General features: G+C 28.7%; 25 protein-coding genes. 6 read left to right on the top strand and 19 right to left on the bottom strand.

Annotated features, from left to right (window positions below):
* Positions 1 to 160: 160 nt before the first annotated feature.
* The 12 genes from L3B98_RS01830 to L3B98_RS01775 all read right to left on the bottom strand — a co-directional run bounded on the left by L3B98_RS01830 (position 161) and on the right by L3B98_RS01775 (position 11,342).
* Positions 161 to 1,057, bottom strand: a complete 897-nt coding sequence (locus L3B98_RS01830) for a DMT family transporter (protein WP_077361017.1) — start codon at positions 1,055 to 1,057, stop codon at positions 161 to 163.
* A 30-nt stretch (positions 1,058 to 1,087) separates the two neighbouring features.
* Complete coding sequence (locus L3B98_RS01825) at positions 1,088 to 2,686, bottom strand: ClC family H(+)/Cl(-) exchange transporter (protein ID WP_238915378.1); 1,599 nt, start codon at positions 2,684 to 2,686, stop codon at positions 1,088 to 1,090.
* 83 nt (positions 2,687 to 2,769) lie between these two features.
* Positions 2,770 to 2,937 (bottom strand): zinc-ribbon domain-containing protein, encoded by a 168-nt coding sequence (locus tag L3B98_RS01820; protein ID WP_015391244.1) that lies wholly within the window; start codon positions 2,935 to 2,937, stop codon positions 2,770 to 2,772.
* Positions 2,938 to 3,196: 259 nt separating this feature from the next.
* The gene (locus tag L3B98_RS01815) at positions 3,197 to 3,883 is read right to left on the bottom strand and encodes an amino acid ABC transporter ATP-binding protein (RefSeq protein WP_015391243.1); all 687 of its coding nucleotides are present in this window, start codon (positions 3,881 to 3,883) and stop codon (positions 3,197 to 3,199) included.
* Between the two features lie 14 nt (positions 3,884 to 3,897).
* Entirely contained in the window at positions 3,898 to 4,539 is a 642-nt protein-coding gene (locus L3B98_RS01810; protein WP_015391242.1) for an amino acid ABC transporter permease, read from the bottom strand.
* A gap of 30 nt (positions 4,540 to 4,569) precedes the next feature.
* Positions 4,570 to 5,406 carry an amino acid ABC transporter substrate-binding protein gene (locus L3B98_RS01805; RefSeq protein WP_015391241.1) on the bottom strand — a complete coding sequence of 279 codons (837 nt, stop codon included), beginning with the start codon at positions 5,404 to 5,406 and terminating at the stop codon, positions 4,570 to 4,572.
* Between the two features lie 133 nt (positions 5,407 to 5,539).
* Positions 5,540 to 6,055 carry a hypothetical protein gene (locus tag L3B98_RS01800; RefSeq protein WP_015391240.1) on the bottom strand — a complete coding sequence of 172 codons (516 nt, stop codon included), beginning with the start codon at positions 6,053 to 6,055 and terminating at the stop codon, positions 5,540 to 5,542.
* 108 nt (positions 6,056 to 6,163) lie between these two features.
* Positions 6,164 to 6,970, bottom strand: a complete 807-nt coding sequence (locus tag L3B98_RS01795) for an EcsC family protein (protein ID WP_077361013.1) — start codon at positions 6,968 to 6,970, stop codon at positions 6,164 to 6,166.
* Between the two features lie 524 nt (positions 6,971 to 7,494).
* Positions 7,495 to 8,436, bottom strand: a complete 942-nt coding sequence (locus L3B98_RS01790; protein ID WP_015391238.1) for an SPFH domain-containing protein — start codon at positions 8,434 to 8,436, stop codon at positions 7,495 to 7,497.
* Positions 8,437 to 8,440: 4 nt separating this feature from the next.
* Positions 8,441 to 8,875, bottom strand: coding sequence for an NfeD family protein (locus tag L3B98_RS01785; protein WP_015391237.1), 435 nt, complete (start codon positions 8,873 to 8,875; stop codon positions 8,441 to 8,443).
* Between the two features lie 243 nt (positions 8,876 to 9,118).
* Positions 9,119 to 10,654: a HAMP domain-containing sensor histidine kinase gene (locus tag L3B98_RS01780; RefSeq protein WP_238915372.1), complete on the bottom strand. Its 1,536-nt coding sequence runs from the start codon at positions 10,652 to 10,654 to the stop codon at positions 9,119 to 9,121.
* The gene (locus tag L3B98_RS01775; RefSeq protein ID WP_015391235.1) at positions 10,644 to 11,342 is read right to left on the bottom strand and encodes a response regulator transcription factor; all 699 of its coding nucleotides are present in this window, start codon (positions 11,340 to 11,342) and stop codon (positions 10,644 to 10,646) included. Before L3B98_RS01775 ends, L3B98_RS01780 begins: the two co-directional genes overlap by 11 nt.
* A gap of 189 nt (positions 11,343 to 11,531) precedes the next feature.
* On the opposite strand from L3B98_RS01775, the gene L3B98_RS01770 reads away from it, so the two are divergent.
* The 5 genes from L3B98_RS01770 (at position 11,532) to L3B98_RS01750 (ending at position 16,206) form a co-directional block, all read left to right on the top strand.
* Positions 11,532 to 12,044, top strand: a complete 513-nt coding sequence (locus L3B98_RS01770; RefSeq protein WP_238915370.1) for a hypothetical protein — start codon at positions 11,532 to 11,534, stop codon at positions 12,042 to 12,044.
* Positions 12,026 to 12,355, top strand: a complete 330-nt coding sequence (locus L3B98_RS01765) for a DUF5668 domain-containing protein (protein ID WP_238915369.1) — start codon at positions 12,026 to 12,028, stop codon at positions 12,353 to 12,355. Before L3B98_RS01770 ends, L3B98_RS01765 begins: the two co-directional genes overlap by 19 nt.
* A 124-nt stretch (positions 12,356 to 12,479) precedes the next feature.
* Positions 12,480 to 14,378: an NAD(+) synthase gene (locus tag L3B98_RS01760; RefSeq protein ID WP_238915367.1), complete on the top strand. Its 1,899-nt coding sequence runs from the start codon at positions 12,480 to 12,482 to the stop codon at positions 14,376 to 14,378.
* A gap of 188 nt (positions 14,379 to 14,566) precedes the next feature.
* A complete protein-coding gene (locus tag L3B98_RS01755; RefSeq protein ID WP_238915363.1) occupies positions 14,567 to 15,595 on the top strand; it encodes a branched-chain amino acid aminotransferase in 1,029 nt (342 codons plus the stop codon).
* Between the two features lie 164 nt (positions 15,596 to 15,759).
* Positions 15,760 to 16,206, top strand: a complete 447-nt coding sequence (locus L3B98_RS01750; RefSeq protein ID WP_238915362.1) for a hypothetical protein — start codon at positions 15,760 to 15,762, stop codon at positions 16,204 to 16,206.
* Positions 16,207 to 16,265: 59 nt separating this feature from the next.
* Here L3B98_RS01750 and L3B98_RS01745 read toward each other — a convergent pair whose 3' ends face one another.
* The 6 genes from L3B98_RS01745 to L3B98_RS01720 form a co-directional block, all read right to left on the bottom strand.
* Complete coding sequence (locus tag L3B98_RS01745) at positions 16,266 to 17,972, bottom strand: ABC transporter ATP-binding protein (RefSeq protein WP_238915360.1); 1,707 nt, start codon at positions 17,970 to 17,972, stop codon at positions 16,266 to 16,268.
* A 29-nt stretch (positions 17,973 to 18,001) separates the two neighbouring features.
* A complete protein-coding gene (locus L3B98_RS01740) occupies positions 18,002 to 18,475 on the bottom strand; it encodes a MarR family transcriptional regulator (RefSeq protein ID WP_238915358.1) in 474 nt (157 codons plus the stop codon).
* A gap of 499 nt (positions 18,476 to 18,974) precedes the next feature.
* Positions 18,975 to 19,643 carry an ABC transporter ATP-binding protein gene (locus L3B98_RS01735; RefSeq protein ID WP_238915356.1) on the bottom strand — a complete coding sequence of 223 codons (669 nt, stop codon included), beginning with the start codon at positions 19,641 to 19,643 and terminating at the stop codon, positions 18,975 to 18,977.
* Positions 19,640 to 20,395, bottom strand: coding sequence for an ABC transporter permease subunit (locus L3B98_RS01730; RefSeq protein WP_238915354.1), 756 nt, complete (start codon positions 20,393 to 20,395; stop codon positions 19,640 to 19,642). Before L3B98_RS01730 ends, L3B98_RS01735 begins: the two co-directional genes overlap by 4 nt.
* Positions 20,370 to 21,371, bottom strand: a complete 1,002-nt coding sequence (locus L3B98_RS01725; protein ID WP_238915352.1) for a PhnD/SsuA/transferrin family substrate-binding protein — start codon at positions 21,369 to 21,371, stop codon at positions 20,370 to 20,372. The genes L3B98_RS01730 and L3B98_RS01725 overlap by 26 nt, the downstream gene beginning before the upstream one ends.
* A gap of 232 nt (positions 21,372 to 21,603) precedes the next feature.
* Positions 21,604 to 22,023, bottom strand: a complete 420-nt coding sequence (locus tag L3B98_RS01720) for a YaaR family protein (RefSeq protein ID WP_238915350.1) — start codon at positions 22,021 to 22,023, stop codon at positions 21,604 to 21,606.
* A 411-nt stretch (positions 22,024 to 22,434) separates the two neighbouring features.
* On the opposite strand from L3B98_RS01720, the gene L3B98_RS01715 reads away from it, so the two are divergent.
* Positions 22,435 to 22,737, top strand: a complete 303-nt coding sequence (locus L3B98_RS01715; RefSeq protein WP_015391223.1) for a hypothetical protein — start codon at positions 22,435 to 22,437, stop codon at positions 22,735 to 22,737.
* Positions 22,738 to 22,825: 88 nt separating this feature from the next.
* On the opposite strand, the gene asnB is transcribed toward L3B98_RS01715, so the two are convergent.
* Entirely contained in the window at positions 22,826 to 24,670 is a 1,845-nt protein-coding gene (gene asnB / locus L3B98_RS01710) for an asparagine synthase (glutamine-hydrolyzing) (RefSeq protein WP_238915349.1), read from the bottom strand.
* Positions 24,671 to 24,717: the final 47 nt, after the last annotated feature.

The following is a 24,717-nucleotide window of genomic DNA, read 5'->3' as shown; positions in this document are numbered from 1 at the left end:
TAACGAATTATATATTGCTATTATTTTTATATGATTCGTGTTTATTGTATTTTTTCTCAAGTTTTGATATTAAACTATCAATTGAGTTGCTATTTTATACAATAAAAAAACTGTCTCAAAACAAAAATATGCTTTAAGACAGTACTATTATTTAAATTTATCATATGAATAATATAGAAACTCCAACTATACTAATGACAGCTCCAAGTATTTCTTTTTTAGTAACTTTTTCATGAAATATCATTATTGAAGCTGGTATAATTATGATACGTGAAATTGACATAATAGTTGACGCAATACCTGTAGCAATATATTGAAGCGCTAGTAATGAGAAGGAAACTCCTAGAAATGGTCCAAAAAATGAGCCAAAAGTTATATACTTCATTACTTTTATATTTCTAAAGGTCTTAAATACATTCCCCCACTCCTTTGAATATGTAATTATTATTGAAAATCCTATAATTGCCGCAATAGTTCTAATTTGAGTTGAGGCAAAAGCATCATAATTTTCCATACCTATCTTACTAAAAATAAGTCCAACTGCTTGTCCTACTGCTCCCATTAAAGCATAAAACAAACCTTTTAATGGTTTAGAAAACTTAATAGTATTACTATCTTGATTTTTAACCAAAATTACAATTGCCACTCCATACATAGTTATAAGCATGCCCACTATATCCGTCAATGTAAGACTTTGTCCTACAATAATATAATCAGCTATAGCAGATATAATAGGCACCGTTGCCATTATAAGCATTGTCAAACGTGCCCCTATTTGAACATACGCTTCAAATAAGAAAAAATCTCCAAGCACAAAACCAATAATTCCCGAAATAATTAACCAAATCCAATTATTCATCGTAGCATCTAATGGAAGAAACATTCCTCGTGAAAAGTAAGTATATATTCCTATAAATATAAAGGCTACAATTAATCTTATAAAATTTACCGATAATGATCCTACTTTTTTTCCTGCATACTCAAAAGCTATAGGTGAAATAGCCCAGCATATAGCTGTTATTAATGCTACTAATCCTCCGAAATAAGTATTTGACATACTCCCTGCCCTCCTAAGAATTCAATTTCATCAAACCTCTTCTGCAGCTAATAACTTAATTTTTCTAAGACATTCCGCTGCTTCAAACTCATTTGTCATAACAACTAAATAATCTCCATTTAATATTTGGGTATCACCTTTAGGAATTATTTCTTTATCTCCTCTTTTTATAGCAACCAATAAACTATTTTCTGGCCACTGTATTTCTTTAACCAGCTTTTCTTCCATATAGCTTTCCATACAAACAGAAATCTCTAATAAAGTCTTTGTTTTTCCATTCCATTTCAGCTCTTCTTCAGATTTATCTTTACTATTCTTTTTAAGCAGTCGTTCAAGCAAACTTTCATAAATTGGAGTTAAATTCATAAATTCTGAAATTAAGTATGACGTTATTACAACTATAGTTAATGCAAGTAAATGTTCAAAAGAACCTGTCATTTCTGTAATTAATACAACTCCAGTTATTGGTGCTTTTACTGTAGCAGCAAAATGCCCTGCCATAGCAAATATTATAAAATTAATAATATAAATTTGTGGTAAATTACTCATTTTGCAAAATAACACCCCAAAAATATTTCCAGCTAATGCTCCTAGTAATAAAAGTGGGAAGAATATTCCCCCTGGTGCACCTGACCCAAAACATACTAATGTTAGGATAAATTTAATTATCAAATAAATTATTAAAATCTTCAACGTGAAATTTGTTTTTGACATTGCCATTATTAATTCATGACCACCACCAAGCAAAATTGGCGAATTAACACCAACAATACCTGTAATCAAAAATGGGATTGCAACTTTTAATTCCACGGGCATATTTTTAAGCAGTGCATATATTTCTTGACTTTTCAAGATTCCTTTATTAAATATCTTTCCTAAAATCCCAAGTATAATACCTAAAATAGGTAGAGAAAAGTAATAGGCAAGCGGAAATACTTTTACACCAGTAAAATCTAATGCTGGTTGTATTCCCAGGAATTCCTTACATACAAAATCCGCCATTATTGAAGCTGCCATCGCTGATAATAGCACTAAAGGCGAAAAATTTTTATGAACTTCTTCAAGAGCAAACATAACTCCAGACACTGGTGCATTAAAAGCTGCTGCAAGCCCTGCACTAGCTCCGCTTGTTAAGAGGTAATTCTCTTCTGTTGTATTCCTCTTAAAAAACCTAGAAAAGACTTGTCCTACACACGCTCCCATTTGAACAGATGGGCCCTCTCTTCCCGCAGATAATCCCACACCTAAAGCTATAGTTCCTCCAATAAATTTATATAGTAAAACTCTAAGAGGATTAACTTTAATCTCTCTCATTAAAATACCTTCAACCTGTGGTATTCCACTTCCTGAAATCATTGGATCCTTTCTAACTAAATAGCCAATTCCCATTCCTATTAAAGTTAGTCCAACTAATAATACGATTAACCGTAATGTATTAACTGCTGAATATTTATAAATATATTCAGCAAAATCACTTAATTTTGAAATCAAAATCCTATTGCATACTATAATTAATCCAACTATTATTCCAATAGCTGCTGATTGCATCACTAATTTAAATTTTAATTTTTTTCTTCCCTCAAGTATTTTTTTTATTGAATGTTTATTATTAATTACTCTGCTTTCCATAAAACAACACCTAAATTCTTTTACTAAATTTCAACACAAAAAAACAAAGGGCCATAAGATTACTCTTATGACCCAATAGCATACTATCTGTCGAAGTTTCTATTGTTTCTTTGTTGCTTTCTAGCTTTTCTACAATCTGGACATCTAACTGGATCGTTATCAAATCCTTTTTCTTTGTAGAATTCTTGTTCTCCAACTGTGAAAATAAATTCCTTTCCACAATCTTTACATACTAAAGTTCTATCTTCCATTATAAAAATCCTCCCTTTTTCCAAAGATTATAACCTGATACTTGACCCAATCTCTGAAACAGAGGCGAATGTGCAGTATTGATTAAATCTTGAATTATCTTACTATTTAAGAATAGCACATTTTATCTTATAATTCAACACAAATTATCGTAGTAATTTATTAAATATAAACCTTCTCAATTTGCAATTTATCAAAAAATAAATATAATATTAGAACTTTTATCAAAAAAATATAGAAACTAAGAGTCTATTCACTCTCTTAGTTTCTTTCAAACATTAGGCCTTCTTGTAACTGTCCTTTATCCATTGATACTATCCTATCTGAGACGTCCTTTGCAAACTCCATGTCATGAGTAATAATCATCATACTCATACCTTTAGTACTTAAACTTTTAATTAAATTAGCAACTTCTCCAGTTAAACCTGGATCTAATGCAGATGTAGGCTCATCAAAACACATAATTTTAGGTTCTAGCACTAATGCTCTTCCTATAGCTACTCTCTGTTTTTGTCCTCCTGATAATTCAAATGGATAATTATTTTTCTTTTCAATCAGATTTAAAAATCCAAGTGTTTCTTCTGCTTTTTTTATTGCATCTTCTTTTTTCCATCCCAATACTTTTTGCGGTGCTTCTATTAAATTCTCTAATACAGTCATATGAGGAAATAAATTAAAATTTTGAAACACTAATCCTATATCTTTCCTTATTTCTTTTAATTCTTTTTTACCTACATATTTACCATTTTTACATAATACTTTACCATTGATCTCTATATCGCCTTCGTCACAGTGTTCTAATTCATTCACACATCTAAGCAATGTAGTTTTTCCACCGCCTGAATTACCAACAACCACTAATATTTCACCTTTTTTTATCTCAAGGTTAATTCCTTTAAGAACTTGTGTATTTCCAAAACTCTTTTTCAAATTTCTTATTTTCAGCATGATAATTCCTCCACTTAACTATAGTAGTCGTACTTCTCTTCAACTTTCTTTAATACTTGGCTTAAAATCGCTATTACTATTAAATAAACAACTCCAACTATTAATAGTGGAACCAAAGAAACATCACGGTTAGCAGCTGTTTTTCCTATCTTTAACAATTCATCCATTCCAAGAACATAAACTAAAGATGTATCCTTTACTAATGTTGTTATTTCATTTGCAACTGGTGGAATCACTCTCTTAAATGCTTGTGGTAGTATGATTCTAAAAAACGTGTCTTTTGAACTTAAACCTAAAACCTTCGCACCTTCAACTTGTCCATCATCTATTGACGCTATTCCAGCTCTAAATATTTCACCAAAATAAGCTCCATAATTTAATACAAATGCCAAAATTGCAGCTGGAAACCTATCGAATGTAATTCCTACCATTGGCAATCCAAAAAATATCACAATAATCTGCAATAATAGAGGAGTTCCTCTCATTATAAGAATATATACTTCGCTTATTTTATTAACTATTAAAGCTTTAGAGGTTCGCATCACAGCAATTACTACACCAAGTGGAATTGATAATATTAATGTCAGTGCAAAAATCTCTAATGTGACTTTAAGCCCCTCTAGTACTTGAGGCATTATTTCTAAAATATAACTCAAAGTTATTTCCTCCTCTTTATTGTTTGTTCCTTATTTAATAACTATATCTTGTTCAAACCATTTCTTTGATATTTCTCCTGCAGTCCCATCTGCTATTACTTCATTTAAAGCTTTATTAAAGGCTTCAACAAACTTAGTATCACCTTTTTTAATTCCGACACCATATTGTTCACTTCCAAAATTCTCAGTTAAAATTTTATACTTTTCTTGGCCTCTAGCTTTCATATAGTATCTTGCTAAAATCTCATCTACTACAATAGCATCTAATCTCTTAGCTTCTAAATCCATTAATGCAGCATTATTATCTTCAAAAGTAACTAATTTACCACCATTAAAACTCTTCATTAAGTCTGCTTCTTTTTCAACAGCATCCACAGCTGTAGATCCATTTTGAGCTCCTACCTTTTTACCTTTTAAATCACTTTTAGTTTTTATATTTGAATCTGCTAACGTTACAATTACTTGTGTATTATTTAAATAAGGTTTTGAGAATTCAACTTTTTGTTTTCTTTCGTCAGTAATTGAATATCCATTCCAAATTAAATCTATGTTTCCATTGTCCAGTTCTGTTTCTTTCATACTCCAGTCAATTGGTTGAAATTTTATTTTTTTATTAAGTTTCTTCCCAACTGCATTTGCTAAATCAACATCAAAACCAACTATATCTCCGCTTTCATTTTTAAATCCCATTGGAACAAAGGTATCATCTAGACCCACCACTATTTCATCTTTATCTAATGCACTTTTTCCTGCTTTAGCTTCTGATGCCTTATTTTGAGCACTTCCTCCACATGCAACTAAACTAACTCCTAGAGTAACTATAACAGCCATAATAGCTAATTTCTTCATTAAATTATTAATCTTCATAACTTTTACCCCCATTAACATTCTTGTTATTTAACACTTTATCACACTAAAGCGAAAAATTCAAGTGGTTTTTCTTATCAATTTTCAAAAAAGAATGGTTACCATTCAAATTTAACATGGTAACCATTCTTTTTTATCTAGTTGAAGATACTCTATCCATAGCTCTTTGTAAGTTATCCATATGCGTTGTGAACTCATCTACAGCATTTGTAACTTGTTTTTTGTCAACAGGATTTTTATATGTATCAACTCTATCTTTTGCATCGTCTGCATTAACTTTAACTTCATCTAATTTATCTGATATTTCATCAAGCTTGTTTTTGATGTCTTCACTTTTCCCTTGAAGATCTGCACTATTCAATGCATTAGTTAATTCATCTGCTTTTTGATTTAATTCTTTCATTGTTCTTGTTGTATCACTATCAACCTCATCTACTTTATCTGAAATTTCTTTAGGTTTAGTTTTTAACTTATCCATTAAATCCTTCATTTTTTGTGAATCGAACACTTCATTTACCTTATCACTAGTTGGTTTTTCATCAGTATTTTCTTTTGTTTCAAGTATATAATCATCTTTAAGATTACATCCTATTAAAGAAAAAGAAAGTAATATTGCTAGAATCAAACTCATCATAGATTTCTTTTTCATTATTTCACCTCTACTTATTTTGTACTACCTAGTATAATATTAATATTTTTTTATTATTATTTCAATATTTAATACTATTATAATTTATCATTTTATATAAAAAATAAGTTATAGTCTTGATAATAATCTTTTTTTATACTTAATACTTGCTAGTTCACTTATATCTCTTATAAGTTTATAGTTAGACAATCCCCCATATACACCAACTAAAGGTATTCCTTGAATTACTTTTGATAAAATTATATTCTCAGATAAATTCTTCGAAGTAACTTTTATCATTTCATCAAGAGCTATATTTGAATTAATTTTGTTATCAATATTATAAGCAATTTTATCAGCTTCCTTAGAATATAAAATTCTATCTGAGCCCTTATTTGCACTTGCTGAAATTATATTTAGTATAAATACCCGTTCTTCTTCCGAATCATATCTAAAACCATAATTCAAACAAATTTCATACACTGTTTTTAATACTACTCCTATAAAAACAGGTATATCAGGAAGTCCTATACCGAATATTCCAAGTACTGTCCCTTCTGCTGTTGTGATCCCCTTATTTATAATAACGCTCTTCTTTACTTTTTTATCAATCTGATTTAAATTTTTATTATTTATTCTTTTAGCTAAAATATACTCATTTATATCAGCTTCATCCTTTAACCTTTCACAATTATAACTTTTTTCTATTATAACAGTTCCTTTTTGAAATACGTAATAAAATCCTTTTTCAAAAGCTTTTTCGAACGTATTTATCATTTTTTCAGGAATTCTTTCTTCTAATTTTTCTTTTATGGGAGATATCTTATTTTTAATATATTCATTTTCTTTTTTATTCAAAAATTTTTCTTCTCTTTTCAATAACTTTTTCTTTTGATTACTTAAGGTTTTTTCTTTTCTTAAATCATTGTAATTCATATATTTTATTATCTCCACTTCATAAAATTATTGTTTTCTATTATTCTATGTTATATAGTATATAATTCTATTAATTTTTAAATATCATGTTATAGATATCCAAATTAATAATCAAACTTATAAATGGAATATACATGCATCATTGAGAAATTATAATCATAACACTACACTAGAAATTAGATACATATTTGTGCAAGCGGCATATGAAATTAAGCTGTGATGGTTATTAGTGGAAGGTTGTTCCACTTTCTGCTTGTCATAAATTTACTTTAGGAACATGCAGAAATGGGTGCATCCTTCCACTTAGAACCCATCCAGCGAAAATTTCATTAGTCCGCTGTAATAAATATGTGTTTAATTTCGGTAAGTTCCGCATATGTCTAATTCTCGCATTGGATATCTATAATAGAAATCCTGGCTATACTTCTTCTTAAAATTATTATAAAAAAACATGCATATAATAGTATTTCTCTATTATGCATGTTTAATTTTATATTAATTATAAGCAACTTGCATTTAATATGTTATTTATTTCCCTTAAGCATTTCTCCAATTGCAGCTATGCTTCCAAGAGATGATAATGTTTCATTTGGTAATATAAGCTTATTAGCTGGATTATTAGCCATTTCCTTAAGTGCTTCAACTTGCTTTAAGGCAATAACAGTTTCATTAGTTCCAGATTCAATAATAGCTTGGTTTACTTTTCTTATAGCTTCAGATTCTGCTCTAGCAATTTGTTCTATAGCCTTTGCCTTACCTTCTGCTTCTAGTAATTGAGATTCTTTTAAACCTTCTGATCTTCTTATATTAGCTTGTTTTTCAGCTTCTGCAGATAATATTTTTGCTTGTTTTTCACCTTCTGCTTTTTCAATTTGAGATTGTCTTAAACCTTCAGCTTGAAGAATCATAGCTCTCTTATCTCTTTCAGCTTTCATTTGCTTTTCCATTGCTTGTTGAATCTCTGCTGGTGGCACTATGTTTTTAATTTCAACAGAAAGAATTTTTATTCCATATGCATCTGTTACTTCATCAATAATACTTAAAAGCTCTTGATTTATAGCATCTCTTCCAGATAAAATTTCATCTAATGACATGTTACCTAATATATTTCTCATATTAGTTGTAGCAGAATATACTATACCTGATTGGAAGCTTTCAATATTATAAACTGCATCCCTTGCATTTAAAACTTTATAGAAGATAACATTATCAACTAATATTTTAACATTATCTTTAGTAATAACTGATTGTGGTTCTACATCTAAAATTTGTTGTTTAGTAGAAATTCTTTTTCTTACAAAATCTACGAATGGAACAATAAAATGTAACCCTGGCTCTAATACTCTATGAAATTGTCCAAATCTTTCCACAACATATAAATATCCTGTATTTACAACTTTAATTGATGATAGCACTACTGCTAAAACTAGCAATAAAATAACTCCAAAAACTATAATAGCACCCATAACTCTAATCCTCCTGAGTCTTTCTGATTTTTAATTTAATTCCTTCTATTCCTGTAATGATAAACTCATCACCTTCATGGATTTTTTCTCCTTCATTAACAACAGTCCAATATTCTCCATTTACTTTAACTTGAGCTTTATCACTAATTTCTTTTTCGCTTTTCATAACCTTACCAATATAGGTTTCTTCCATACGTGGTAAGTTCATATGTGCAACTTTAAATTTTTTCTTCAGCAATGGATAGCCTACTGATAATGAAATTATGTTCAATATTGCAAAAACAATTACCTGCGCCATAAAAGAAATTCCTAAAACTTCACATATTGCAGCTGCAACAGCTCCTACTGAAAATAGCATAAAGCAAAAATTACTGGTTAATATATCTATTGCAAATGCGCAAACAGCAACAATTAACCAAAATGCAATTAAACCGTCCATATCTTCTCCCCCCTAATAATAAATACTTACACTCACTAATATATAATAACTAAATATGATAATTTAGTGAAATGTATTAAATTAATTATACCTCTAAACACCTTTTTATTCAAGGTATTTTTCTCTATTAAATAAAGTATTTTATAACTCTTCCCAATTTTATACTGGATAATTGCAGCTATTATACCAATATTATGTTGTTAAATAAATAATATTCTAAGGCAACTACTCCTTAACAATTCCTTATTCACTAATTATAAGTTTCACATAAAAAATTATATTTTCATCCTTTACTTCAGCCCATATTTCTCCTCCATGTAACTCGATTATACTCTTAGATATTGCAAGACCTAATCCGCTTCCCCCTGTAGCTTCTGATCTAGATTCATCAGTTCTATAGAATCTATCAAATATTTTTTTAAGCTGCTCATCATTTACATTTAAACATCTATTTTCCACTGATACCATTATATATTTTTCTTCACTCCATAGGCTAACTCTTACTTCTCCCGGCTTAGGCACATAGCGAATAGCATTCATCAAAAGATTTTCAAATACTCTGGCAATCTTATCACCATCTACTTTAGCTGATATTTTTTTACTCCAGGATTGTTTTTTTATTACTACATTATTTTCTTCACATATTACATAAAGTTCCTCTATAAGTTGTTCTAACAAATCATTTAAAGAAACCAGTTCTAAATTCAAACTTATCCCTTTGTTATTTAATTTTGTATACTCAAAAAGATTGTTAATAAGCACTTCCAATTTTTCCGACTTATTATAGGCTATATTAATAAACTCATAAAGCTCTTTTTCATTTTTGTATTTTCCTTCTCTTACTAACAATAGATACCCCTTAATAGAAGTAAGAGGAGTTCTTAAATCATGAGATACATTTGTAATAAGTTCTCCCTTTGTTTTCTCTGCGTTTCTTTCTCCTTCAATACTTCTTTTCAGTTCTTTTGCCATAGAATTTATATTATCAGCAAGCTTTGCTAGCTCATCTTGTCCTTGTATTTCTATATTATAATCTAAATTGTTTTTAGCTATTTGCATAAGTCCATCAGAAATTTTTTCGATATATCTCATTTTCTTCATAGTCAAGAAATAAAATAACGCTATAAAAGCAATCAATCCTTGAATTATCGATATAGGCGAACCACTAGGTCTTACATATGAAGTTTTTGCTAAAGGTATACCAGTTACTATTAAGTAGGTATCTTTATCAGAAAAATTTGCTCCATCAATCTCCACATATTCCTGTACCTTATTTAGTACAACTCTCTTTTTAGTTATACCATTATCTGTATCAATTACAGTTGAGTTATTATAATTCTTTCTATATTCTGAAGCTCTTTTTATTATCTCATGTATATTTAGTTCATTTTCTTTTGCATTGGATGATTTATATAATATCTTTCCATCAATATCTGTCAGATATAACTTAACTGTATCATTATTTGCATTTATCGCTTCAGCAGATTTCATAATCTTATCTATATCTTGATTATTCGTTACATTTAAAGACTTATCTTTGAATTTTTGTTTCATATATTCACTGGCATCTGCTATACTTTGTATACCACTGCTATAATCTATTTCTTCCATAACATTTTTTTCTTTATAATAACCATCATAAAAACTGGATACAATAGTAGCTGCAAGCAAACACATTCCAAAGGCTACCATCAATTCCAGACGTATGCTTTTACTTATCTTTTCCCTAACGAAATAATAAAAACTAAATAACTTATTAAACCTCCTTCTATTTTTCAATTTTATATCCAACTCCCCATACAGTTTTTATATACTTTGGTTTTCTAGTATTCTCTTCAATTTTTTCTCTTATTTTTCTTATATGTACCATAACTGTATTTTCAGATTCATAAAATTTATCCTTCCAAACACTTTCATATATCTTTTCCGCACTAAATACCATTCCTTTATTACTTGCAAGAAGTTCCAATATCTCAAATTCTCTTTTAGTTAAATTTATAATTTTATTTCCTATTTTCACTTCATGACTAGCTTTGTTTATAATCAAGTCATCAACTTCTATTACTTCTTCTGTTTCTATAATTTGAGTATTGTTTAATTTTGTATATCTTCTAATTTGTGACTTTATTCTTGCGATAAGTTCTAATGGATTAAAAGGTTTCGTTAAATAATCATCTGCTCCTGTAGTAAGTCCAAGTATCTTATCCATATCTTCACCTTTAGCAGAAAGCATGATAATTGGCATATTTTTATCTTCTCTTATTTTCAAGCATACCTTTATTCCATCCATTTCTGGCATCATTATATCAAGCACTATTAAATCTATTTCTTCTGTTTCTAAAATCTTCAAAGCTTCTATACCATTACCTGCTTTAATAACTTTGAATCCTTCATTTTCTAAATATATACTTATTAAATCTCGTATTTCTTTTTCATCATCTACAATAAGAATCGTTTCTTTTATCATTTTCTTACTCTCCAATTGCTTTATATTATTAATTTTCATAAACCTTATATTCTTATAAATTATATCAAAATAAATAAATACATTTGTTATAATTAAGAAAAATTTAAGATTTCTCACATTTTTATCTTAAGATTTTATTAGTAAACTTAAAATAACAAATTTATTAACAATTAAAGGAGTGGTTGTATTTTGAAACCTTCAAAAAAACTCGCATTATTTTTTTCACTTATGCCTGGAGCCGGGCACATGTATTTAGGACTTATTAGGCAGGGTATTCAGTTAATGCTATTATTTTTTGCTATTATGTTTATGTCACGTTCTTTCGATATGGATTTTCTCGAAATTTTCCTTCCAATAATATGGTTTTATAGCATTTTTGATGTGAGAGCAAAGAGTAAAAAAGAAGATCCTTTAGTAGATGCTGATTTACCTCTTTTTGCAGATGTGGCATCCATGAAATATTTTTCAAACGAAAATTTAGTTGAAAAATATATAGCTTATATTCTAATACTAATGGGAGTTTTTTCAATGATAAATAATTTTTTAATTCCTATATTAAGTAAATATATTGATTATTATTATATAAGATATGGTAAATCCTTAATTATCTCTATTTTACTTATATCTACAGGAATCTACATGATTAAAAATAAAAAACTTAAATTAAAGTCAGGTGATAAAGTATGCAATCCAGAAGAGTAGGAACTCTTACCTTAGGCCTTCTATTAATAATTTTAGGAATTCTTTATTTTTTATTTACAGTTTTTAATATACCTTTTGAAAAAAGGATATTAGATTTTTGGCCCTTGATTTTTATATCTCTTGGTATTGAGGTATTAGTTCTAAGTAATAAAGCGTTGAAAAATAATATTCCTTTAAGATATGACTTTATAAGTTTTATTCTAATTGCAATAATTATAGCCTTCTCTTTTTGCACTTTTACAGCTAGTAAATTTCTAGGAGTGTTCTTAGATCCAAGTTCACCTTTACATTATAGGTATCACATATACTAATGTGATATCTATAATTATGTATATGAATAAATTTCATTTTCTTTTAATGATATTGTTTCATTTGACAATTAAACCTTGAACCTTGATAATTGCTATATAAAGTTATTTTTTAAGGAGTGATTACATGGATTTTATAAAAGTTGCTGCTGCTTGCCCTAAAACAAAAGTTGCAGACGTTAGTTATAATGTTGAAAATATTTTATTATGCATAAATGATGCAGTTAAAGATGGAAATAAATTTATAGTTTTTCCTGAACTTTGTATTACTTCATATACTTGTGGAGATCTATTTTTGCAAGAATACTTAATCAACAAAGCTTTAGACGGTCTTAAACAAATCTTAGATAAAACTAGTAATATGGACATCTTAATTGCTGTTGGTGCTCCATTACTTTATGATTGCACACTATACAATTGTGGATTTTTATTATTCCAAGGACAGATTTTAGGAATAGTCCCAAAATCATATCTTCCAAATTACAGTGAATTTTATGAAAAACGATGGTTTACTGAAGGCTTTAACATAGAAAATGAAAAAGTAGACTTGCCTTTCCAAAAAGATATTCCATTTAGCACCAATTTAATTTTCTCATCAAATATTGCTGATTTTGGAATTGAAATTTGTGAAGACTTATGGGTAGCAATTCCACCTAGCTCATATCTTTCACTTATGGGTGCACATATAATTGGAAATCTTTCTGCCTCAAATGAACTTGTAAGTAAAATGGATTATAGAAAAAGTCTTATATCTAATCAAAGTGCTAGAACAATTAGCAGTTACATATATTCCTCTGCTGGCGTTCACGAATCTACTACAGATGTATTATTCAGCGGACATTTATTAATAAGTGAAAATGGTTCATTATTAAGGGAAAATAATAGGTTCCAAAGAGAAAATGAAGTAATCTCTTCAATTGTTGATGTATTTAGATTAAAGGCAGAAAGAATGAAAAATCTTAGTTATAGAGATTCATCTAGATTCTTAAATAAAAAGCCTAATAAGATTAAATTTGAATTTACTGATGTATCAGTTAATACTTTTGATAGATTTGTAGATAAGCATCCTTTCGTACCTTCTTATGAAAAAGAAAGAGAAGTAAGATGTAAGGAAATATTCAATATTCAAGCTGCTAGTTTAGCTAAAAGATTAGAACATACTGGTTCTAAAAAAGCAGTAATTGGAATTTCTGGAGGCTTAGATTCAACTCTAGCACTGCTTGTAATTGTTAAAACTTTTGAATTGCTTAACTTAGATAAAAAAAATATTGTAACAATTACTATGCCTGGCTTTGGTACGACTGATAGAACTTATAACAATGCAGTTAATTTATGCAAAGAATTAGGCACAGATCTTAGAGAAATAAATATAGTTAAAGCATCTCTTCAACATTTTGAAGATATCGGACATGATAAAGATATTCATGATGTTACTTATGAAAATGTTCAAGCAAGAGAAAGAACTCAAATCTTAATGGATGTTGCAAATAAGGAAAGAGGTCTTTTAATAGGTACTGGTGATTTATCTGAACTTGCTCTTGGCTGGTGCACTTATAATGGTGATCATATGTCAATGTATTCAGTAAATCCTTCTATCCCTAAAACTCTTGTTAGATATTTAGTACAATATGTAGCTCAAAATGAGTCTACTGACATCATATGCAATACCCTTATGGATATATTAGATACTCCTGTAAGTCCAGAATTATTGCCAAAAGATCAAAATGGTGAGATAGTTCAAAAAACAGAAGATATTGTTGGTCCTTATGAACTTCATGATTTCTTCCTATATCATTTTATTAAGCACGGCTCTACAAAAGAAAGAATATTCTTCCTAGCTAAAGCTGCATTTAAAAATGATTACTCTGAGGAAGAAATACATAAATGGCTTGAGAAATTTATGTTCAGATTTTTCACACAGCAATTTAAGAGAAGTGCACTTCCTGATGGGCCAAAAGTTGGTAGCATTTCTTTAAGTCCAAGAGGTGATTGGCGTATGCCATCTGATGCTGCTCCATGGAAGTAAGTTGCGTTTCGCATTCTTTTTATAGGGGAAAGTTCCGAATTGCGCTTCGCGCTCTTTTTATAGGGGAAAGTTCCGAATTGCGCTTCGCGCTCTTTTTATAGGGGTGGAAATTTTTTTTGAGTAGTGCTAAAATAGAGGTTATTAAATAACAATGGCAATAAGCCTATATAGATTTGGAGGAATACAAAATGGGGAAAAAAGCTGATATAGACTGGGGTAAATTAGGATTCGAATACATAAAAACGGATCTTCGTTATATTTCAGTTTGGAAAGATGGAAAATGGGATGAAGGCAAACTTACCGAAGATAATATGGTTTCAATAAGTGAGGCTTCTACAGTTATTCATTATGGTCAAAGTTGTTTTGAAGGCCTTAAGGCCTATACAACAAAAGAAGGAAAAATACAATTATTTAGACCAGACTTAAATGCGGAGCGTATGAACGAAAGCTGTGATAAACTTCTTATGCCCCACGTGCCTGAAGAAAAATTCATCGATGCTGTTATGCAAGTTGTTAAAGCAAACGAAAAATATGTACCACCTTATGGAAGTGGTGCAACTTTATATATCAGACCATATTTAATGGGTGTTGGTCACAATATTGGTGTTAAACCAGCTCCAGAATATATTTTTGGTGTATTTTGTATACCAGTTGGACCATATTTTAAAGACGGAGTATCACCTTGTAACTACATAGTCCTAGACGATTATGATAGAGCAGCACCTCACGGTACCGGTGGTAATAAGGTTGGCGGAAATTATGCAGCATCTTTACAAGCACATGCTGTAGCTGCTGAAAAAGGATTTGCTGATTGTATCTACTTAGATCCAGCAACTCATACTAAAATAGAAGAAATTGGAGCTGCAAATTTCTTTGGAATAACTAAAAATGATGAATTTATCACACCTAAATCACCATCTATTTTGCCTAGTATAACTAAGCGTTCACTTCTTTATATTGCAGAACATTATTTAAAAATGCCCGTTTATGAAAAAGAAGTATTAATAGATGAAATAGATCAATTTAAAGAAGCTGGTGCTTGTGGAACAGCTGCAGTAATTACTCCAATTGGTGGAATACATTATAAAGATAATTTACATGTGTTCTACAGTGAAACTGAGGTTGGTCCTATAACTCAAAAATTATATGATCTACTTTTAGGAATTCAACTTGGCGATGTTGAAGCCCCTGAAGGTTGGATATTTGAAGTAAAATAGTTATTGAAAATGGAAATAGAGGGAAATCATTTTTTAAGTGATTTTTCTCTATTTTTATTTGTTTAACACCTATTATAATTCTAAATTTTTGTAACTGACATACGATAATATAAATACAAATAATATTTTTAATATAATTACTAATGTGTTAAGGAAGTGATAATATGTCTGATAATAAAATTAGTTCTATTAATAAATATTCTGTAAGTAGTGTTTCTAAGATTTCCACTAATACTTCCATAACTAAAAGACCTTATGATGGCACTTCATTTTCTTCAGGAAAAGGCAATGATAACTCAAAATCCTTTAAGCGTACTTTAAAATCATCAACTAAAAAAGATCCTTCTAATGAAGAAACTCATGATTTTACTAACTTACTAAGTAGTGAATTAAATGATAGATCAATTTTAGATAGTAGAGAAACTTCAAGAATTATTAATGTACATCACGACCACACACCTGAAACTAAAAATGCTTCTACTTCAGACAATACTAGTTCACCTGAACGACAAGCAAAACTTAGAGCTGCAATGACGGTAAAAGTTGATACTTCTGAAATATATAAAAAACTTCAATTACTAAACTCAATTAAAAATGACTCCAATGATTAAAGAAGGCTGTCCACAAAACAGCCTTCTTTATATTTACCAATATAATATATTTTTTTAAGTTACACTGCTGCAAATTCATGCAATTTGCTATATTCGCCTTGTTTCTTAATAAGTTCTTCATGAGTTCCTTTTTCCATTATTCCAGTATTACCAAGTACAATTATTTCATCTGCATTTCTAATTGTTGATAGTCTATGTGCTACAACTATTGTTGTTCTTCCTGAACATAGTTTTTCTAAAGATTCTTGAATTATATGTTCTGTTGCATTATCTAATGCTGAAGTTGCTTCATCCAATATTAATATTGGAGGGTTTTTAAGAAAAACTCTTGCAATTGAAATACGTTGTTTCTGCCCACCAGATAGCTTAACCCCTCTTTCACCAATATACGTATCATAACCTTCTGGCAAAGTATTTATAAATTCATGTATATTAGCCATTTCAGCAGCTCTTATTAGTTCCTCTTCTGTTGCATCAAATTTTCCATACAAAATATTGTCTCTTATTGTTCCAGTAAATAAAAATACTTCTTGTTGCACTATACCAATATTTTCTCTAAGCGAATCTAATTTAACATCATAAATACTCTTATTATCAATTAGGATATCACCATTGTCTATTTCATAAAATCTAGGAATAAGATTGCAAAAAGTTGTTTTTCCTCCGCCTGATGCCCCAACTAATGCTAACATTTTTCCTTTTTCTATCTTAACAGAAATATTCTCTAAGACTTTCTTACCTTCATAGCTAAAATCAACATTTTTAAATTCTATTTCTCCTTTTACATTTTCAAGTTCAACTGCATTGTCCTTATCTTTTTCCCTCTCAGCATCCATAATCTCCATATATCTTTGAAAACCAGTTATTCCATTTTGAAATTGTTCCATAAAATCGATAAGTTTCTTTATAGGAGTTATAAATATCTTTATAAACAGCATATAAGCCATAAAATCCCCAACATTTATAATCCCAATAAACGTAAATATTCCTCCACCAATTAAACCAACATAACTTAGTATATCCATTCCAAAACCAGCGCCTGAAGAATATTCAGCCATAACCTTATATGCTATTTCTCTTGCCTTAATAAACTTAGCATTCCCTACTTCAAATTTTTCTTCTTCTGATTCATGACTTACAAAAGCTTTTGATATTTTTATTCCTGAAATACTATTTTGCAAATTTGCATTTACAGCTCCAGTTTTAACTTTTGTATCTAGGAATGCTTTATTCATTTTCTTTCTCTCATATAATGTGAACCAAACAATAAGTGGTATAAATGCGAAAATCAATAATGTAAGAGGAATATTTATTGTACATAATATTGCAAATGATCCAATAAGCATAACAATAGATATAAATAAATCCTCTGGACCATGATGCGCTAACTCTGAAATATCCATAAGATCATTTATAATCCTAGACATTATATCTCCAGTTTTATTATTATCAAAAAAACTATTAGGAAGTTTTTGAAGGTGTTTAAAGATATGTCTTCTCATATCCCCTTGCATCCTTACACCAACAACATGTCCCCAATATTGCATAAAATATCCACAGGCTGCTTTAATTAAAAAAATAATTAAAAGTGTTACTGCAAATACTTCAATCATTCTAACATCTTGATTGGGAATCGAATCATTAATAAGATCTCTTGTCATTATTGGATAAACCAAATCACATAGAGATGCTATAAATGCAACTATTAAATCTAAGGTAAATAAAACCTTATAAGGTTTATAAAACGAAATAAATTTTTTAATCAATAATTTTCACCTTTCCTTTTATCTTAATATTATATTGACGTACTAATACTGTTCATTTCTTGTACTAATTTTTGTAAACTATTTAGTAAATTATTTATGTCTATTTCATCCATATTAAATATTGAATTAAATAAATACTTGCTACTTGCTTCTTTTTCAATTGCTTCAAGTACCGCTCTCCCCTTTTCAGTTAAGACTACTCTGCTTATTCTTTTATCACTTACATCTCTAATTCTCTTAACTAAAGCTTTATTTTCAAGTCTCGTTATTCTTTCAGACACTGTATTTTGAGAATTATTAATATTTTTAGCGATTTGCCCCACTGTTGGTGCTTTGAATTCATCAGCAATATCTATCATAAGCTCATCTAATTCTATTAATAAATGAAATTGTTCCAAGCTCAACTCATACTTTTTAGCTAATTCATGATATTTATTATGTATCAATGTATTTATTTCTTCTTTATATTGAATTATCTTTTGTATTTTTTTTTCTTTTTCCATATATACTATCAACCTCCTACATAAATCGTTACACGATATAATCGTCATACGATTTATTATACTATTCATCCTTATTTTGTCAAGAAAATAAATTTGGATAGGAAAATTACTTAGATAAAATTCCCATCCAAATCATTCATATATAAAATTTCCAAGCTTAATTGCATTGTATATGAATAAAACATCAATAGCTTGTATATAATTTAACATAATAAATATTTTTAATAAAAGGTGGCATACGTAATTTATGAAGAAACTATATTATATAAGTAATTTCATTTTAGCAATTGTATTACCCTTAATTTCAATTAATCTAATAATAAATAGATCTGACCCTAATCATTTTTTCCCTATAATTTTTATATGCCTAGGTCTTTGCAATACGACAATTGGTATACAATTACTAAATGCAAACAAAAAAGTTTTAAGCTTTTCTAATTTTATATTAGCCAGCTTTTTATTTATTTTAGTTGGAAGCAAATTATATCTATCCAACTAATTAGATTATTCTTAGTATTTCTTCTTTACAATTTTTTAAATCACTATTAAACTGTCCTGCTATTATGACAGGTTTGTTGCTAAAAACAAATATATTTCCTTGGAAATATATAGCTTCATCTAAATCATGAGTTACTAATATAACCATTCTTTTTTCTTTATTCAATAGATTTTTAAACTCATCAATTATAGTATATTTTAATTTATAGTCCAGAGATTTAAACGGTTCATCCATTAAAATTATTTTTGAGGGCTTTCCAAAGGCCCTTGCAATATTAATCCTTTGTCTCATTCCACCACTTAACTCATTCGGATACTTATTTTTAATATCATAAATTCCAACTAATTCTAAAACCTCATCTATTTTAGCACCTAAAATAGAACTATCAAAATACTTTTTTAATGTCAGTTCTAAATTTTCTTTAACATTAAGCCATTCTATCAATCTATCTTCTTGAAATATATAACTTATGTCACTTAAGGCTGCTCCATTTATTTCTCCACCTTGTATATCAATAAGTCCTGCTATTATATTTAAAAGTGTACTTTTTCCACAGCCTGATTTTCCTACTATGCAATTTATATTATCACCAGAAAATTCTATATTAAAATTTTTAAAAATCTGTTCGCTTCCATAAGCTTTATTTAAATTTCTAATATTTATATTCATTTATTCCACCTATATATCTTTTTCTTCAATAATTTATTTATTATTTCTAAGACCAGAGATATAATAACAATAATTACAATCCATGCAAAAATTCCTGGTGTATTAAAATTTACTTTTTCCAGTTGTATCTGAGACCCTATTCCAAATTTAGGCTGTCCATGAACTTCTCCTGCTATAACAACTTTAAAGGTTAAAGAAAAAGTTGATACAAAAATACTCATAAAATAAAATTTCATTACTGGAAAGTATATTTTTCTTATTTTATCAATTAAGCTAACTTCATATATCTTAGTCATATCAATTATCTTCTTATCTATTTGCATTAAATTATTTCTTATTCCTTCATATAATATTGGTAATATAATAGCAAAACCAACTACATAAGGAGTTTTTTCCTTATCAAACCACACTAATGAAAGAACAACTAAAACCATCGTAGGAATTGTTTTTCCAAAGGAATTTATAGGCTCCATTAAATATTTAAAAAAGGGATACACTATTGAGAGTACCCCTAAAAGCATAGACAAAAGCAAAGCTGCCACATAGCTAAATACAGTTCTATAAAAACTACTTGAAACAATTAACCAAAAGTTTTTATTATTAACAATTTCCTTAGTAGCTTCAACTACTTGTTCTATCCTTGGTATATATATATCATTATTTACTTCTATAGCTATTAACTGCCACATTCCTATGAAAAATACACATGATAAAAAAGTATAAAGTTTACTTTTCCATGAATATTTCGTCATCTGGCACTTTTCCTCCTATAGTCTTAGGATCAAACCCATTTAATTTTTCAAAATATGTTTTGTATTCTTTTATAGAATCCTTAATATCTGCATATTTTAAATTTGCTCTATCCACTGCTTTAATTACTACTGGCTTTTTAGCTGAAACACCAATCTCTTCACAGTAATTTCCTAGAGTTTCTTTATCTTTATTTGCCCATTCCTCTGCTTCTTTAACATTTTTTAAAAGTTCCTTCACGAAATCCTTATCTTTTTCACATAATTCCTTTTTAACTATAATTGTAGATTGAGGATATCCATATTGTGAATTATTTATTTTTTTCCATTCTTCATTTAAATCTATAAATACTTTAAACTTATCATTTTTAGCTTGAACTGTAGATAATGCTGGTTCTGGAATTACAGCATATTGAGTCTTTCCAGCTAAAATTATTGGTGCAAGCTCATTAACCGAATTTACATAACTGAAATTAACATCTTTATCAGCATCTATCCCTTTATCCTTAAGAATTGTTTTTGTAATTATATCTGGTGTTAAGCCTTTACCTATATTGTAAACCTCTTTTCCTTTTAAATCATTTATAGTTTGATTTTCGTTAGTTGTTCCTATATAGAATGATCCAAAACCTATAGTTCCTGCTATTTTATATCCTTGATTTTTATTATAAACTATAGCAGCAACATTAGAAGGTACTATTGCCACATCTGGCTCACTCTTCATAACACTTGTAACTAAATTATCAGAACTTTGTTCTATTGTATAATTAATGTTATATCCTGATTTAATTTCCGGTTTCTCCTTTATAAGTTTTGCTACGGCCATAGCTGTAAGTCCATCTGGTGTGACAAATTTTATCTCTTTCGTTTCTGTTGCCACTTTTTTAGTTTCATTTTGACCAGAATTACCGTTTCCACAACCTGCAAATGTTAATATAGATAATATCATAACTAGCATTAATGATAATCTCTTTTTCATTTATTATTCCCCCTTGATATTAATTTGCCTTAAAAGTAAGCAATAAAATTATTATATAGCAATTATACTAAATAATAGTTACTATTATTTATAATATCATAATAGAACAAAAATACAAATTTCACTTTTCTAATATCTTAGCAATTAAAATCCATTCCACACAAATAAAGACATGTTAATCATTTTTTCTTAAAAACATGTCTTTGTATACTCTACTTTTCTAAAAAAATATCTATCTATATATATCCACAATCATGCCCTGTATTTCATCTATAGTTGCAGCTATATTTATATTTTCTCTTTCATCTGAAAGAAGACCTTGAGTTAGTTCTTCTAACTTACCATCAATCGTATCAACAGTTACAAAATACTGTGTTTGCCAAAAACTAATATCTTTTTTAGTTTCGTACATAAATTTTAATATTGATTCTAAATACTCTTTTATCATCTTCTTATACATAACTACATCAACATACGTTTTAGTCGTAATAAGTTTATTTCCTCTTTTCTTGATATCATCTATCATTTTATTAAGCTGTTCTTCAGATTTCTTCTGTCTTTCTTGATTAAAACTTCTTGAAAAATCCTTCTTTTCTGAAACAACTTTTCTTTCAGATGTAACCGCACCTCTTCTTACTCTTCCAATTTCCATATCTTCACCTCTTTCTTAACTAAGGTATTTTACAACATATATCAAATTTCGAACATAATTAGACTTTTGTTAATTATTAATATAAATTAAGATTATATTTCTCAAATCAAGAAATCCTGAAATGATTTCACCATTAAATAATAATTCTTTCAAAATACAAAGATTTCTAAATGAAATAAACATTCATTGATAATTGAGCATAAACATTAATAATTGCAACATACATAATATTATGTAATTAATTATATCAAAATTCTACTTTTTTCTCTAGTTATATTACAATATTGTACTATTTTAATTATGAAATTTTATGAATATTGCCAAAGTTTTTTTATAAAGAATTTTATAGTTGAAACGAATACATAACTATACTATAATCAATCTATAAAAGGGATTATAGGAGGTATAAACATGATAGTAAAATGTATAGATAATAATCTTTGTTCAACACTTACTCTAAGCAAAGAGTATATTGTAATAGAGGAAGCACCTGAATATTATGTAATTCTTGATGATAAGAATGAAGAAACAACTTGTAGAAAGACTAGATTTGAAATTATCGAAGATGGTGGTTTAACTAAAAAAGCTAAAGCTACTATTACAGAACTAAATTACCAATTGGAAAATGATCTTAAAGATGTTAGACAATTCACAATTAGAAAGAATTCTCAAGGTGAAATCAAAGAAATATCAATAAAATTCAAATACAATTAGTTTAGTAATTTTAATTAGAGAATTTGTATTTCAAGTAATTATGAAGCACAAATTCTCTAATTTTTTGTTTTATCATTAATTTGTATAATTAAATCAACAAATTAACCTTATATTCCTCAAGCCATATATTTACTTGAATTAAATATGCAAGTAATTGTGGTCCTGTCATTAACTGTCCATACCATGGTACTTTATAAGACGCCCCCCGCGTTTCTATTATTTCTCTCACTACTTTTTCATCGATGATAGCATGAATTGGTGATGATTTTTTATTTAAAATTTCAGTCATCATTTTGCATACTATATCAGTATATATTGGATTATGAGTTTTTGGATACGGACTCTTCTTTCTATATATAATTTCCTCTGGTAGTATTCCCTCAAGAGCAGCACGTAGTAAACCTTTCTCTCTGCCTTTATACAATTTTATTTCTGCTGGTAAATTAAAAGCATATTGAACTAATCTTATATCTGCAAAAGGTACTCTTACTTCTAAACTATTTCCCATACTTACTCTATCTTTTCTATTAAGAAGATTTACCATAAACCATTTTAAATTTAAATATGATATCTCCTTCATCCTATAATCTCTTTTACTTTCATTATCAAGATGAGGTACTTTGCTCAATGATTTTTCATATTGAGCTCTTACCAATTCTTCAAGCTTCATATTTTTTAATTCTTTATTTACTATAGCTTTCCTATCATTTACAAATCTTGCCCAAGGAAAAGTATCTAAGTAAAACATTTCATCTCTAGTAAACCATGGATATCCACCAAAAATTTCATCTGCACATTCCCCTGAGAGACCTACTACAAAATCTTTACGTATTTCCCTGCAAAATAATAATAGTGAAGAATCAATATCTGCCATACCAGGCAAATCTCTTGCTATAACCGCATCCCTAAGTGCTGAAGCTAGATCTGAATGATTTAAAACCACTTTTCTATGATCACTGTTAATAAATTTTGCCATCATTTCTGCATAAAATTCATCAGAGGTAGGCTGAAATAATGATGCCTTAAAATACTTATCATTATCTTCGTAATCAATTGAATAAGTTGTTAGCTTTTTACCCTTCTTTTCAAACTCTTTGGCTGAAATTGCTGAAATTGCAGATGAATCTAAACCACCTGATAAAAATGTACAAAGTGGTACATCTCCTACCAATTGTCTATTTATTGCATCAATTAATAATTCTCTTGTATGCTCTATAGCTTCTTCTGGTGTTTCTTTAAACTCCTCTGCCTTAACACTCCAATATTCCCAAACCTTAATATTATTATCTCTAGTAATCAAAAGACAATTTGCAGGAGCTATTTCTTTAATATTTTTATATACTGCACTCCCTGGAATAGTAGCTGGTCCAAGGCCAAAGAGCTCTGTCAATCCTTCCATATCAATTTCTCTTTTAATTCTCGGGTTTGCTAAAATGGTTTTTATCTCTGATCCAAAAACAAGAGTATTATTATGCATAGTATAAAATAACGGTTTAACTCCCATTTGATCTCTAGCTAAAAAGACTTCATTTTTATCCTCATCAAAAATCCCAAAGGCAAAGATACCAATTAATTTATTAATGCAGTCCTTTCCCCAATAAATATAGGCTGTAAGAAGCACTTCAGTATCAGAATAAGAGTTAAATTCAAAACCTTGTGCTTTTAATTCTTTTCTTAAATCTTCAGTATTGTATAACTCACCATTATAAATTATTGTATATTTTCTTCCTTCAAATATTTTAGTCATTGGCTGTGTTCCACCTTCAGGATCAACTACAATCAATCTTCTATGACCTAATAAAACATTCGGAGAAATATAATAGCCTTTTGCATCTGGTCCTCTCTTCTCTAATGTTTTTACCATACTTTTCAATATATCTGTCTCATTAATTATATTTTCTTTAAAATTTACTAATCCAGCTATACCACACATTTATTTCACCTTCCAAAAGTATTCATACTTATAAAATATGACCCAAT

This window comes from Clostridium sp. YIM B02555, from assembly GCF_022320955.1.
Lineage (GTDB): Bacteria > Bacillota > Clostridia > Clostridiales > Clostridiaceae > Clostridium > Clostridium saccharoperbutylacetonicum.
This window is presented reverse-complemented; position numbering and strand designations above follow the sequence as displayed.

Bases quoted from the DNA above. Each gene is read 5' to 3' on its own strand.
- L3B98_RS01755 (WP_238915363.1), top strand. From the start codon at position 14,567: ATGGGGAAAAAAGCTGATATAGACTGGGGTAAATTAGGATTCGAATAC.
- L3B98_RS01720 (WP_238915350.1), bottom strand. From the start codon at position 22,023: ATGGAAATTGGAAGAGTAAGAAGAGGTGCGGTTACATCTGAAAGAAAA.
- L3B98_RS01735 (WP_238915356.1), bottom strand. From the start codon at position 19,643: ATGAATATAAATATTAGAAATTTAAATAAAGCTTATGGAAGCGAACAG.
- L3B98_RS01805 (WP_015391241.1), bottom strand. From the start codon at position 5,406: ATGAAGATTAATAATTTAATGAAGAAATTAGCTATTATGGCTGTTATA.
- L3B98_RS01730 (WP_238915354.1), bottom strand. From the start codon at position 20,395: ATGACGAAATATTCATGGAAAAGTAAACTTTATACTTTTTTATCATGT.
- L3B98_RS01815 (WP_015391243.1), bottom strand. From the start codon at position 3,883: ATGCTGAAAATAAGAAATTTGAAAAAGAGTTTTGGAAATACACAAGTT.
- L3B98_RS01750 (WP_238915362.1), top strand. From the start codon at position 15,760: ATGTCTGATAATAAAATTAGTTCTATTAATAAATATTCTGTAAGTAGT.
- L3B98_RS01785 (WP_015391237.1), bottom strand. From the start codon at position 8,875: ATGGACGGTTTAATTGCATTTTGGTTAATTGTTGCTGTTTGCGCATTT.
- L3B98_RS01765 (WP_238915369.1), top strand. From the start codon at position 12,026: ATGCAATCCAGAAGAGTAGGAACTCTTACCTTAGGCCTTCTATTAATA.
- L3B98_RS01790 (WP_015391238.1), bottom strand. From the start codon at position 8,436: ATGGGTGCTATTATAGTTTTTGGAGTTATTTTATTGCTAGTTTTAGCA.
- L3B98_RS01760 (WP_238915367.1), top strand. From the start codon at position 12,480: ATGGATTTTATAAAAGTTGCTGCTGCTTGCCCTAAAACAAAAGTTGCA.
- L3B98_RS01775 (WP_015391235.1), bottom strand. From the start codon at position 11,342: ATGATAAAAGAAACGATTCTTATTGTAGATGATGAAAAAGAAATACGA.
- L3B98_RS01820 (WP_015391244.1), bottom strand. From the start codon at position 2,937: ATGGAAGATAGAACTTTAGTATGTAAAGATTGTGGAAAGGAATTTATT.
- L3B98_RS01825 (WP_238915378.1), bottom strand. From the start codon at position 2,686: ATGGAAAGCAGAGTAATTAATAATAAACATTCAATAAAAAAAATACTT.
- L3B98_RS01800 (WP_015391240.1), bottom strand. From the start codon at position 6,055: ATGAAAAAGAAATCTATGATGAGTTTGATTCTAGCAATATTACTTTCT.
- L3B98_RS01795 (WP_077361013.1), bottom strand. From the start codon at position 6,970: ATGAATTACAATGATTTAAGAAAAGAAAAAACCTTAAGTAATCAAAAG.
- L3B98_RS01830 (WP_077361017.1), bottom strand. From the start codon at position 1,057: ATGTCAAATACTTATTTCGGAGGATTAGTAGCATTAATAACAGCTATA.
- L3B98_RS01740 (WP_238915358.1), bottom strand. From the start codon at position 18,475: ATGGAAAAAGAAAAAAAAATACAAAAGATAATTCAATATAAAGAAGAA.
- L3B98_RS01725 (WP_238915352.1), bottom strand. From the start codon at position 21,371: ATGAAAAAGAGATTATCATTAATGCTAGTTATGATATTATCTATATTA.
- asnB (WP_238915349.1), bottom strand. From the start codon at position 24,670: ATGTGTGGTATAGCTGGATTAGTAAATTTTAAAGAAAATATAATTAAT.
- L3B98_RS01715 (WP_015391223.1), top strand. From the start codon at position 22,435: ATGATAGTAAAATGTATAGATAATAATCTTTGTTCAACACTTACTCTA.